This is a genomic window from Nitrosarchaeum sp. (assembly GCF_025699065.1).
Classification (GTDB): Archaea; Thermoproteota; Nitrososphaeria; order Nitrososphaerales; family Nitrosopumilaceae; genus Nitrosarchaeum.
Genome location: NZ_JAILWF010000004.1, coordinates 154,312 through 166,214, shown reverse-complemented (window position 1 = coordinate 166,214; position 11,903 = coordinate 154,312). Strand labels below are relative to the sequence as shown.

The 11,903-nt window shown below is 29.9% G+C and carries 18 protein-coding genes; 11 read left to right on the top strand and 7 right to left on the bottom strand.

Annotation, left to right across the window (positions count from 1 at the left end; all coding sequences use genetic code 11):
* Window positions 1-223 precede the first annotated feature (223 nt).
* Window positions 224-697 (top strand): transcriptional regulator, encoded by a 474-nt coding sequence (locus tag K5782_RS06355; protein ID WP_297465010.1) that lies wholly within the window; start codon window positions 224-226, stop codon window positions 695-697.
* Here the strand turns inward: K5782_RS06355 and K5782_RS06350 are convergent.
* Complete coding sequence (locus tag K5782_RS06350) at window positions 694-1,332, bottom strand: hypothetical protein (RefSeq protein WP_179365581.1); 639 nt, start codon at window positions 1,330-1,332, stop codon at window positions 694-696. The two genes, K5782_RS06355 and K5782_RS06350, sit on opposite strands and share 4 nt — an antisense overlap.
* A 311-nt stretch (window positions 1,333-1,643) precedes the next feature.
* Here K5782_RS06350 and K5782_RS06345 point away from each other — a divergent pair, with 311 nt between their 5' ends.
* The 5 genes from K5782_RS06345 (at window position 1,644) to K5782_RS06325 (ending at window position 5,238) form a co-directional block, all read left to right on the top strand.
* The gene (locus tag K5782_RS06345) at window positions 1,644-2,555 is read left to right on the top strand and encodes a TFIIB-type zinc ribbon-containing protein (RefSeq protein ID WP_297465007.1); all 912 of its coding nucleotides are present in this window, start codon (window positions 1,644-1,646) and stop codon (window positions 2,553-2,555) included.
* A 35-nt stretch (window positions 2,556-2,590) separates the two neighbouring features.
* Entirely contained in the window at window positions 2,591-3,019 is a 429-nt protein-coding gene (locus K5782_RS06340; RefSeq protein WP_297465005.1) for a hypothetical protein, read from the top strand.
* A 400-nt stretch (window positions 3,020-3,419) separates the two neighbouring features.
* On the top strand, window positions 3,420-4,163 hold the full coding sequence (locus K5782_RS06335; RefSeq protein WP_297465003.1) for an SDR family NAD(P)-dependent oxidoreductase: 744 nt from the start codon (window positions 3,420-3,422) through the stop codon (window positions 4,161-4,163).
* A gap of 42 nt (window positions 4,164-4,205) precedes the next feature.
* The gene (locus K5782_RS06330) at window positions 4,206-4,412 is read left to right on the top strand and encodes a hypothetical protein (RefSeq protein WP_297465001.1); all 207 of its coding nucleotides are present in this window, start codon (window positions 4,206-4,208) and stop codon (window positions 4,410-4,412) included.
* 10 nt (window positions 4,413-4,422) lie between these two features.
* The gene (locus K5782_RS06325; RefSeq protein ID WP_297464999.1) at window positions 4,423-5,238 is read left to right on the top strand and encodes a 3'(2'),5'-bisphosphate nucleotidase CysQ; all 816 of its coding nucleotides are present in this window, start codon (window positions 4,423-4,425) and stop codon (window positions 5,236-5,238) included.
* Here K5782_RS06325 and cysC read toward each other — a convergent pair.
* Complete coding sequence (cysC, locus tag K5782_RS06320; RefSeq protein WP_297464997.1) at window positions 5,230-5,745, bottom strand: adenylyl-sulfate kinase; 516 nt, start codon at window positions 5,743-5,745, stop codon at window positions 5,230-5,232. The genes K5782_RS06325 and cysC overlap by 9 nt on opposite strands.
* 164 nt (window positions 5,746-5,909) lie before the next feature.
* Between cysC and K5782_RS06315 the strand changes: the two genes are divergently transcribed.
* Window positions 5,910-6,863: a hypothetical protein gene (locus K5782_RS06315; RefSeq protein WP_297464995.1), complete on the top strand. Its 954-nt coding sequence runs from the start codon at window positions 5,910-5,912 to the stop codon at window positions 6,861-6,863.
* Here the strand turns inward: K5782_RS06315 and K5782_RS06310 are convergent.
* The 3 genes from K5782_RS06310 to K5782_RS06300 form a co-directional block, all read right to left on the bottom strand.
* Entirely contained in the window at window positions 6,860-7,156 is a 297-nt protein-coding gene (locus tag K5782_RS06310; RefSeq protein ID WP_297464993.1) for a hypothetical protein, read from the bottom strand. The two genes, K5782_RS06315 and K5782_RS06310, sit on opposite strands and share 4 nt — an antisense overlap.
* A gap of 194 nt (window positions 7,157-7,350) precedes the next feature.
* Window positions 7,351-7,935, bottom strand: a complete 585-nt coding sequence (locus K5782_RS06305; RefSeq protein ID WP_297464991.1) for a hypothetical protein — start codon at window positions 7,933-7,935, stop codon at window positions 7,351-7,353.
* A 50-nt stretch (window positions 7,936-7,985) separates the two neighbouring features.
* The gene (locus K5782_RS06300; protein WP_297464989.1) at window positions 7,986-9,302 is read right to left on the bottom strand and encodes an ammonium transporter; all 1,317 of its coding nucleotides are present in this window, start codon (window positions 9,300-9,302) and stop codon (window positions 7,986-7,988) included.
* 117 nt (window positions 9,303-9,419) lie between these two features.
* On the opposite strand from K5782_RS06300, the gene K5782_RS06295 reads away from it, so the two are divergent.
* The gene (locus K5782_RS06295; protein WP_007551714.1) at window positions 9,420-9,749 is read left to right on the top strand and encodes a P-II family nitrogen regulator; all 330 of its coding nucleotides are present in this window, start codon (window positions 9,420-9,422) and stop codon (window positions 9,747-9,749) included.
* Here K5782_RS06295 and K5782_RS06290 read toward each other — a convergent pair whose 3' ends face one another.
* A complete protein-coding gene (locus tag K5782_RS06290; RefSeq protein ID WP_297464986.1) occupies window positions 9,750-10,328 on the bottom strand; it encodes a P-II family nitrogen regulator in 579 nt (192 codons plus the stop codon).
* Window positions 10,329-10,503: 175 nt separating this feature from the next.
* Between K5782_RS06290 and K5782_RS06285 the strand changes: the two genes are divergently transcribed.
* Together K5782_RS06285 and K5782_RS06280 are read left to right on the top strand one after the other, a co-directional pair.
* A complete protein-coding gene (locus K5782_RS06285) occupies window positions 10,504-10,776 on the top strand; it encodes a hypothetical protein (protein ID WP_297464984.1) in 273 nt (90 codons plus the stop codon).
* A gap of 16 nt (window positions 10,777-10,792) precedes the next feature.
* Window positions 10,793-11,023, top strand: coding sequence for a hypothetical protein (locus K5782_RS06280; protein WP_297464982.1), 231 nt, complete (start codon window positions 10,793-10,795; stop codon window positions 11,021-11,023).
* Window positions 11,024-11,065: 42 nt separating this feature from the next.
* On the opposite strand, the gene K5782_RS06275 is transcribed toward K5782_RS06280, so the two are convergent.
* Window positions 11,066-11,446, bottom strand: a complete 381-nt coding sequence (locus tag K5782_RS06275) for a CrcB family protein (protein ID WP_297464980.1) — start codon at window positions 11,444-11,446, stop codon at window positions 11,066-11,068.
* A 133-nt stretch (window positions 11,447-11,579) separates the two neighbouring features.
* Here K5782_RS06275 and K5782_RS06270 point away from each other — a divergent pair, with 133 nt between their 5' ends.
* On the top strand, window positions 11,580-11,774 hold the full coding sequence (locus K5782_RS06270; RefSeq protein ID WP_297464978.1) for a DUF1059 domain-containing protein: 195 nt from the start codon (window positions 11,580-11,582) through the stop codon (window positions 11,772-11,774).
* Window positions 11,775-11,903: the final 129 nt, after the last annotated feature.

The following is an 11,903-nucleotide window of genomic DNA, read 5'->3' as shown; positions in this document are numbered from 1 at the left end:
TTACATTTCATTGATATGTCTAGATAAGACGATTCATCAAATACTTTGTATCATAGTTCTCAAACCATGGATCTTATTCTATTAAAAAATTACATAAGGAAATACAGAAATTTGATTTTATGAGAATTGACGTAGATTTTTTAAATGAACAAAAAATCAGTCACTAGGTCAGCTTTGAGATTCATAGTAACTTTTTATTCCCATTTTGAAAATAGATGGTAAAATGTTTGATAAATTCAAAAAAGATGAGGGTGGGGAAGCTATTGAAGAGAGAATTGTAGAACATGCAAATATGAAATCTAATGAAAGTTCATCTAATGAAACAGTAGGAGAGATTGGTATTGTAGAACTGATGGATAAACGGGTCAAATTGGAAGAAGCTATTGATTATGTAGGTCTAATGATTAAAAATTTGAAGGATAAACGAACTGTCTTAGAGAAAGATATTGAAGAAGAATCAGTTGATATTAAAAATTTGAAGGAAAAATTACAGAAAGTAAGTCAATACATCGAAGAGGAAAATAAAGGAATTAAAGAATTAGCTCATAAAAGACAACAAGTTGAAAACGAAGCAGATGAAGTAGGCTCAATTATCAATAATTTAAGAGATAGATTGGCAGGGATTGATAGGATAATCGATAATGAAGGTAATAGAGTTAAGAAAATTAAAGAATCTAGAGAATCTATAGAAAGTTAATAGAAGTTACTTTTTGAAGCCATGGTATTTGTAGGTGTTGAAGGCAATCTAGTTCCAACAGAACTTTCAGCTACTGCTGCAGCTTCTTGCAAAATCTTTTCAGATTCAGAATTAGTTGTTTCATCCATTCCAAATGTAGCATCGCTTGAAAAACTATCTGTCATAAATCCACCCAGCATTTGAGCCATCTGAGTGATTTCTTTATCTGCACTTGGCATAAACTTTACAAGAGAAGATTTTAGATTTTTCATCAAACCTATTGTAGGCATGATAGTAACTACTGTGTCACCAAGATCATGATAAGTTGTTAATCTTAATTCGATTTGTTCTAATGCTATTCTTGCATTGCTTAGAATTTTAGTGGTTTTTCTTACCTCAACTAGTTCTTTTGATAAAACCCTACTAGTATTCACATCGTGTGATTGAGTTGCTTCAACAATTCTTTTGAAAAGCTTACTATCTCTTTCATTTAATTTTACAAGCATTGAATCAAGTTTAGCAATTTGTGCTTGCAATTTTTTAATTCCATTTTGAATTTTTGGTTTTAAAGCTCCTTTAGGATTAATGGCATCACTAATTTTATCTGTAATTCCAGGTTTTTGTTGCCTATTCCATTTATTTTGTAAGTTTGACAATAGGTTTGATTATATAGTTTGTACTTAATTTCAGGTGTAAATATTGCTTAACAGTAAATAAAATATAACTAACAAGAGTATGCTATACCTAAAGATTTAGGACAGATACTCTCTGTGGATGGATTTTTTGTATGTGATTTTGAATCACAGAATTGCTGTTTAGCGATTCTCCGCATAGAGGACATTTTACCATTATATGCTTGTGTGGATAAAAAAATTGTATTTAAATATTTTTTTTGGGATAAATTAACAAAAAATACCCAATTTTTCAAATCTTTTTAAGCATAGAATGAAGATGAATTTCTGAATTTATGACTAAAAGTGTTGGTTCTGGAGTCAGATGTCAACGTTGTAACAAGGGAGTTTTTTTAACAGATTCTAATACCGGTGAGATGTTTTGCTCCAAATGTGGCTTTGTTACTACAGATAGAATTGAGCAAGAAGGACCTGAATGGAGAGCATTTTCAAAAGATGAAGGAGACAATAGAACTAGAACAGGTACGCCTACTTCTTTGGCAATGCATGATATGGGTCTTGCAACTATCATCAATCCTTTAAACAAAGATGCTACAGGAAAACCACTTTCTGCCTCTATGAAGAGTACAATTGAAAGACTTAGGACATGGGACAATAGAAGTCAGGTTCATGAACCAGCTGATAGAAATTTCAGACAAGCCTTTAGCGAATTAGATAGACTAAAAACAAAACTTGCATTATCTGATGCTGTTATTGAAAAAACTGCATACATTTACAGAAAAGCTCTAGATAAGGGTCTTGTTAGAGGACGTTCAATTCCTGGTCTAATTGCAGCATCTCTTTATGCAGCATGTAGAAATACAGAAACCCCAAGAACACTAACAGATGTTTCAAACGGAATTAATATCAAAAGAAAAGATATTGCAAGATGTTATAGATTATTATTAAGAGAATTAGATTTAAAGATGCCAGTTGTTAATCCTGTTAAATGTGTATCAAGAATATCTAGTATTGCAGGTTTGTCTGAAAAAACAAAAAGAAAAGCAGTAGAAATTTTAGATCAAGCGGCAAAAATTGAACTTTCTGCAGGAAAAGATCCCATGGGACTAGCTGCTGCTGCATTGTATTTATCCTGTGTCATAAATGGTGAAAATAAAACTCAAAAAGATATTGCAGTTTCTGCGGGTGTAACAGAGGTAACTATCAGAAATAGATACAAAGGTTTGAAAGAAGCATTGGAGTTATAATTTATTTTTATAATGGATTTGATTATTGAAATTAAATGAATAAAATAATAATTATAATTCCAATAATATTGATCATAGTTGTTATAGGATTGTCTTTTAATTCCTCTGAGAAGATTAGTAATAATACGGTTTTTCATATAACCTTAGCAGATCCTAATTTATACAAGAATGGAATTTATTCTAATACATTCACAATCAATGAAGGAAATTATATTTTAAAATTTATTCCAAATGGTGATAGTCCTCAATCTCTAAATATTTTATTAAAAGGAGAAAATTATGACTTTTCGGAAAATTTCAAATTAAATGGAACATTACATCAAACAGGAATATCTGAATATTATACGTGGGATTATGATGGCCAAAAAGAAATTACAATTCCTACATCTCAAAAAATACAAATTGAAATTAACCCAAATGGAAATGAATTAGGTTCGGTATCAGTGTATATTATTGAAAAGTAAAGGCGTTTACCCCTTTACTGCAGAACTCTGAGAGATTTCCCCTCGTGGACAGGTCGTTAAAACGCCTGAATGCCTTTTCTGTTCTGCGGGGCAACGCAGTTTTAGTCGATAGGAATTATATCCTTCGGCATTAATTCTTATAGTTACTTTAACTATTTAAGATTTAATACAAAAAATTATAATAATTTATATCTCTTTATAAGATTTTTATCTAGTCATAGAACATGTTTTAGAAATTCAGATACAAAAAATAATTTTAATATTGATTTTAAAAAATACAAGACAAATTAACTCGTAAAATAAAATTTGGTTTTACTAATGATTAACAAGTTTTAAAATTTATGAATAATTTTTTCTATGTTTATACTGCTATAAATTACGAAATTCATTGAATAAAATATTGAAATTAACTGGAAAAGTTGCTATCATAACTGGCGGGAGTAGAGGTATTGGTTTTGCTACTGCAAAAATTTTTGTAGAAAATGGTGCAAATGTAGTAATAACAGCAAAAGATTCAAAACGATTAGAAAAAGCTACTAGTCAACTTGCAAATACAATAGGAATAACAGCAGACATTAGAAATGAAAATGATGTCAAAAAAGTAGTAGAACAAACGATTAAAAAATTCGGTAAGTTAGATATTTTGATAAATAATGCAGGAATATTCCCAAAAATAAAACAGTTACATGAAATTGATGAATCAGAGTGGAATGAAGTATTAGATGTGAATCTCACAGGACAATTTAGATTTACAAAAGAAGCTATTCCTCATCTACGGAAAACAGCAGGATCAGTAATTAATATTTCATCAGATGCAGGATTAAAAGCCTATCAAGGATTTAATGCTGATGCATATTCTGCATCAAAAGCTGGAATAATTATTCTTACAAAATGTTGGGCATTGGAATATGCAAAAGACAAAATTCGAGTTAATTGTATTTGTCCTGGTGTTGTAGATACTGATATGACAAAACCATTTTTAAAAACTCAAAAAGACAGAGAGTTTATGGATAACGAACACCCTATAGGTAGAATAGGTAAACCAGAAGAAGTAGCTAAAGCAATTTTATATTTTGCATCTGATGATGCTACATGGACTACAGGCGCAATTCTTGCAGTTGACGGTGGAGAATCGATTAAATAAAATTCACATGGCTTTAATACTGTTTAATGAGTAATGAAAATGATGACGGATAGAAAGAAAAAAGTAAAATTAATTATTTTATTAGGAATAATTTGGGTAGTAATTACACTCCCATTACCTTGGATTGTAAATAATCCACAAGTATCAGAATCTCAATTTAACATCATACTTGGAATTATCGGAATAATGTCTATTCCATTTATTGTCCTAGGAGTTGTTTGGACATTAAAACCGGAATTAACAACCTAGGTAATTTTCATTGAAAAATATTCCAATTTTAGATAAAATGCCAGAACTAGATGTAGCTATTGAAGCTGTAAATGAGGCTGGAAATTCAATTTTAGAGATATACAAAAACAAGTACGAAACATTCACAAAAAGTGATGACTCGCCTATTACTGAAGCTGATTTAAAAAGTAATGAGATCATTAAGACTATTTTATCAAAAACTAATCATAAAATTTTATCAGAAGAAGATAAAGATGATCAAAAACGATTATCAGAAGAAATTATTTGGATAGTTGATCCTCTTGATGGTACTTCTGATTTCATAGATAAAACTGGAGAATTTACAGTCATGATTGCATTAATTAAAAATAAAAAACCAATTATTGGTGTTATAGGATGGCCAACAGAAAAAACAATTTTTGCAGCACAAAAAGGATGTGGTGCTTTTAAATTTTCAGAAGGCAAATGGAAGGAGATATCAGTTACAAAAATATCAGATCTCTCAAAATGCAAGGCAGTTGGTTCAAGACATCATCTTTCAGAAAAAGAAAAAATGTTTATTAAAAAATTAGGAATTAAAGACTTCACTAGTATTGGAAGCTCATTAAAAGTAGGAAAGATTAGTTCTGGAGAAGCTGAAGCATACATAACTATGACAGATAAAATGAAAGAATGGGATTCAGCTGCATCTTATTGTTTAATTTCTGAAGCAGGTGGAAAAATGACTGACATGGCAGGAAATGATATCACATACAATAACAAAATTGTAAATCATAAAAATGGAATTTTAGTAACTAATGGTATAATTCATGATCAAATAGTTGAAGAATTTAAAAAACTAAATTAGATTTCTTTTTTTAAGAAAATCCTTTATTTTGTTAGTACTATCAGTCAATTGTTCATGTTCTGTATCTATTAGTAAATCCGGATTTTGTGGAGCATCATAGGGATCATCAATTCCTGTAAATCCTTTAATCTCACCTTTTCTGGCTTTAGCATACATTCCTTTGACATCTCTTTGTTCACATTTTTCAACTGAACATTTAATGTAACACTCAGCAAATTGATCACCTGAATTAATGATCTCTCGCGCATTATCTCTATTTTCTTTGTATGGAGAAACCAAAGATACTGCAGACGGAACCCCATGTTTTAACAACAATTTTGCTAAATGTGCAACTTTTTTGTTATGCTCATCTCTACCTGCTTTGGAAAAATCTTTAGGTGAAAACCACTCTCTTAGTTCATCTCCATCAAGCATAGCTAGATTTGGGATGTCTTTTTGGAGTTCTTTTACAATTGTAGTCTTTCCAGAACATGGTAAACCAGTCATCCATAATACAAACGGCTTCATAATTAGAATTTTCTCAAATAGGTCTTAAAGAGTTTACGTTAGAAATTAATTGTATTATTCAAGATGTTTAGTTTCATATGTATTTGCAAACTTTTTGTATTTTTACTATAAAGCCCATAATAACATAGAATAGTGATGTTACAATAATAATTTCAGGTGAAAATATGAAATTCATCAAGGTTATGTCTCTGCTTCTTTTAGGATTTTTTGGTCTAGTATCAAGCGCATATGGAGAGACCATAAATCAGAGTATGGAAGGAAGCACAGATATTCAAATAACACATCCAGATGAAGCAATAGTTGGAAGAATAGCCTCGATTTCAGTATTAATAAAAAATAATGGTTGGGAAGACAAACAAGATATTTCATTTATCTTTACTAGTCAAGATAATTCAATGATTCCAGTTTTAGATAATATTATAACAATAAAGAAATTATCTCAAGGTAGTTCATTTGGAGGAAGTATAGATTTTAAGATTTCATCAGATGTTAATCCAGGAATACATTTTCTTAACGTAAAATATTCACAGGTTTTAGTAAGTAATAACAAAGAACCACAAGAGCCAAGTACTTATGATATTGCAATACCAATAATTGTGAAGAATGAACCAAGTGTAATAATTCATACAATTACACCAGAAGCAATTTTTACAAATGCTGAATTTCCATTTGTTGTCGAAATAGTTTCTAAAGATATAGAAATTTCAAATGTCAATGTTGAGATAATTCCTCCAAAAGATATTCAATTTAGAGGAGAAACATTACATTCATTTTCAAATATCCAAAAAAATTCTCCAATAATTATTAATTCAAGAATTATTTCTCCAATTGAAGAAGTAAATACAGAATACAAAATACCATTTAACATCATAGTTAGATATACTGATGATGTAGGAGAAGAAAAAATAGAATCTCAGGCTATTTCTGTCATATTACGTCCTAGAACATTTATGGAATTAACAACAGATGGTGGAATATGGGTTGGAGATTTCTTCATAGCTCCGTATGTAAGCATTGGAACAATAATTGGAATTCCAGCAGGAGCAATTATTTCATTATTAATTCGAAAAAGTCAAAAATCTACAAAAAGATTGAAAAAGAGAAAAAAACAGAATTAAGAGTATAATTTGTCAGTAATGATTTGCATGTATTTTTGATTATATTCTGTATATAATCGAATTTTATCGTGTGCCAAGGCCATAGCGCCAGGTCTACTATTGATTTGTTTATTTGCGCTTTGTTGTTGTTCTAATAATTTTTTTAAATCATTTTTAGTTTTAAATTCAAGTTGATTAATCAAGTTTTCATATTCATTTTCTAATAATTTTTTTGTATCAATAGCAGGAGGAAAGGCTCCTATGATTTCTTTTGTAGTGATTTTTCCAAATACTTTCAAATTTAAATCAGTCAAAAGTAAAAACTCCAGTTAATATCATAACATTAATTTGAAATTATGTAGAATTAATGTTTTTTTAAAGATCAATTGAAAATATGAATTATAATTATTGCGTAAAAAATACAAAAGAAAAAGTATATTCTAAATTTGAAAAATCATGTTAAATTTAAAAAATTATGTAAAATGTATTTCTATTGTATAAACAAAAATCAATAATCATGTTCATTAAAATCTGAACCAAGTGCTATTGTTGCAATTACTGTGTTTTTTGTAGTTTGAAATCTAATATTTTTGTTTGGCATAAACTGAATAAAAATCTCTTTTAGTAGTTGTTCTGTAAAAAATGACCAATTCATTCCCAATTCATGTTGAATAATAAAATGATGTAAATCTCCTTCAATTCGATGATCTGATTTCATTCCTGATGCACGCATATAATCTTCTAATGTTTCAATACAACGTTTCAAATCATATTTTCCTTTCATAAAAAGAACTGTATCTTTGATAATTGGTAAAACGGATTTAATGATTTCATTAATATCATCTCCATTCATTTCAGCACCTAATGAATCCAAGATTCCTCTTGGAATTGGAATCATTCCAATTTTATCACCAAATCGATCCCAATTTACATATTTTTCAAGAATTTGTTTTACCAAAACGTTTTGTGAAGTTTTGTTATTCATTGCTATTGTTTCTAATTCATCAATAATTTTAGACGGCAGACGATAAGTTATACTACGTGTTTTTTCTTTTTGAGTATTAGATTGGTTTTTTGAAGGAGTAGATCTCACAAAATTGTGATCGATTTTGAGTATATAAAATATATCAGAAATTTTATAAATTATTTAGATTTTTTTTTATTAAAGAAAAATTCTTTTTTGTCTTCTAAATCATCTACATATGTATCCATATCTAACTTGAATTCTTCCTCATCAGCATATGCTCGTTCTGCATGTTCACTAATATCTAATCCCGCATCTTCAACTTCGGGCGATACTCTAACTCCAATTAAGAAATCTAAAATTTTCATAATTATCCATGTTCCACAAAAACCAAGAACTGCTGCTACACCAACTCCTATTGCTTGAATTCCTAATTGATCAGGATTGCCAAATAGTAATCCATTTGGTCCAGCTGGATTAACTAATTTACTAGCAAAGAGTCCAATTGAAAGAGAACCAATAATTCCGGCAACACCGTGAACTGAGCTAACATCTAGTGCATCATCTATCTTTAGTTTTTCTTTGAAGATTATAATTCCAGAATAGGATGCTATACCAATTGCTATACCAATAACGAAAGAATGTTCTACACTAACAAATCCTGATGCTGGCGTGATTCCTGCAAGACCTGCAATAGCACCATTAACTGCTGCAACGACAGAAGGTTTACCGGTTCTCATCCATGATAATCCAACCCAAATAAGTGCAGATACTGAAGATGCCATGTGAGTTACAATGACTGTATTGCCTGCTAAAGAACCAGAAGCTAATGCACTACCTGCATTGAATCCAAACCAACCTAACCAAAGGAGTGATGAACCTACTACTGCTAAAGGAATACTGTGAGGAATTTCAATTGCTGGACCAAAAAATCTTCTACGACCAAGTACTATGGCTGCAGCTAGTGCACCCATTCCAACACTTGTATGAATAACTATTCCACCTGCAAAATCAACAACACCAAGTTCTGCTAACCAACCACCTCCCCATACCCAATGAACAAGTGGATAGTAGATTAGAATAGACCAAGAAGCTATGAATATGATAAATGAACTAAATTTCATTCTTTCTGCAATAGTACCAGTTAGCAGCAATGGTGTAATTGCAGCAAACATCAATTGAAATTTTACAAACAATACACCTGGAATAGTTGGTGCATAATCAAGCGCTTCATCCCATGGAACTCCCTTTAGAAACACCCAATCCATATTTCCAATAAATCCACCTGATTCATCAGGGCCAAATGATAAACTAAATCCAAAAACAAACCACATTACACTAAGTAAAGCTAATCCAAAAAAGATTTGCATAAAAACAGATACGGCATTTTTCTTTCTCAATAATCCCGACTCAAAAAGTCCAAGGGCAGGTATCATTAAAAGAACTAAACTTCCAGCTACAAGCATCCATGCGGTATCACCTGTATCTATTGGCATGTTAGTTTTCAAGTTCTAAAACTAAATAATAATAACGAAATTAGCTAACCATTTGATTATCACTTGATTATCAAAATCTGAAACTATTATTTGTGAAAAACCTTTTAGAAATATCAAATGCTAAGAATTGAAGCACTATTAGGAAATAATGACGTAATGGCAATAAGTGAGGCTTTAAGAAAAATTGAGATTGGTGGTTTGACAGTAGGTAAAGTCAGGGGAAGAGGAAAAAACCCCCCAGCAGAAATTCATGCATCTAAAGGAAGTGCCATATTTCAACCTCAATTCAGTGAAAAATATGTCATAGTAGTAATCATTCCAGAAAGTAAAGAAGAGGAAGTTATCAATATTATTAAAACAAAAGGAAGTGTTGGAAAGATCTTTGTTTCACCAATATTACGTGCTATAGATATTGGAACAGGAAAGGAAGGAGAAGAAACAATTTAACTAAAAATCATGAAAATTGTTTTCATAAACAATTGTAGAATGTTTTAGTTGTTTTTCAATAGTTGGAAGATATCCCATAATACAATAATTAACAAAACTACTAAATGATTTAATTCTGTAATCTGACTGTAATTTTTCTTTATTATCTTCATATATTTTTTCAAGTTTTATTAATGTAAACTTATGGAGTGGAACTAGTCTGCTTCTCTTAGTTTTTGGTTTGGAAGAGAAAAAGACTTTATCAGATTCAAGATCATGTTGTGCACTAAGTGTATTCATATCTACAACTTCTTCCATTTCTGAAATGAAGATTTTGCCTCCTTGATTTTCAGAAAAACCAGATTTCTTAGAAATTAAATTAATAACTTGTCTTGCATCTTTTTCTAAAACAACCAATTCGATTTTGGAAAGTGGAATTGCTTTAACATTAGTTGAACCAGCTTTTGCACCTGATTGTTTATCAAAAATTTTACTATCTTCTAGATTTCGTTTATCAATAATTGAATATCCCATACTACTTAATTCACTGATAATTATAGGGTATGTTGAACGCTTGATTATTGCTTCAATTTTTTTCATAAAAAAAATGGAATTAGGTTATTTATGTGTCTATTTGATTATTCGTCTTAATTTTAAAAATGATATAGAAAATAACTAGAACAGATGAATAAAATCTGACAAAAATAACATAAAAGATGCTTAATTTAGAGATGTGTTAATAAAACATTATAAGAAATTACAATGAGTAAACAATATGGCAATTCCAGATGATGTTCAAGAGTATGTAGAAAAGAATGTTAAATTAATGATCTCACAGACAGAAACTTATCTTCCTTTTATTAAAATAGCATTTCCCTATTCACAAAATTTGGCAGATGGTGTTTACAATCTAATTATTGGTAGCGCATTATCTGTTTTTGTAAATCAATATGCAATGAGGATGAAGTATCCATCGGCAGAAGATTTTGCGGAATTTGGAAGGTTAACTTTCAAGTATAGAGAACAAATAGACAAATTCTTCAAATAAATAAAACATTAAAAGAATGGTTTTTTCTTATCATGTCATTAAATTTGAAGCAATTTCATTTTTACAAGGTTCGACTTGGTCTCAATCAATTGGCGATAAAGGAATTTTATACAAATCTCTAAACGATCCTTATTCTAAATTAATAATTCAATTCTCAGATAATTCAGAAAAATTATTTCATATTCCTAAAGATAGAACAGTAATTGTTGTAAACAAAGTAGTACATTTTCTAGGAGAACTAGTCTAAAAATTATCTTACATAATGGATTATAATTTCAAAGATAACAAATTAACCGTTTACTATAGTAGACATTAATGATCTTCCACCAACTAATGCACCAATAGACAAACCAACATTTGCAACAAGATTAATAGCTAAAGTGCCATAATGATGATTGTCAAACAGATTACTAGAATCTAACGCAAAAGAAGACATTGTAGTAAGTGAGCCACAGAAACCCACTGCAGCTAAGAGAGAATATCTCCCATCAAGATTCCACTGTTCTGATATAATGATAAACATGCCTAAGACAAATGCTCCAATAACATTAACAATCAAAACATTAAGAGGTAATGTATTAAACAGTAATGGCGATTCTGTTATTTTATATCTTAAAAAAGCTCCAAGCACAGACCCGACTGCTAAAAACACAAATTCTAAACCTTTCATGGTGCACCTCCAATTTTTGGATTATTAGGTATTATTAGTGTAAAAGTTGATTTTTCATTAGTTGTGGCAGTAATTTATTATTCTGAATGTCAAACTGAGGATTTTTATAGTATTGGTAATTTTTGCACAATGAATGACGCTAAAACTAAGATGTCAAGATTATGGATTTGAATGTGAGTTTGTTTTGGATGGAGAGAAAAACATCACACTCCTTGAAAAACTACGACAACATTTTGAAGAGGAACATGGTATTGAGTATACTACTGAAGCAATCATTCAAATGATTGTTAATCGTGGTCACTCTTTAGAATCTATACGAAGAGAATAGTCTCTAATTTTTAAAAAATTTATTTTTAACATTTATTAAAAAGTAATTTCTATAACAAACAGAATTTATTCTAAACAAAATTAGAGGAATTTTTTGAAGTTAAATTAATCTTTTTGTATTAAAATTACC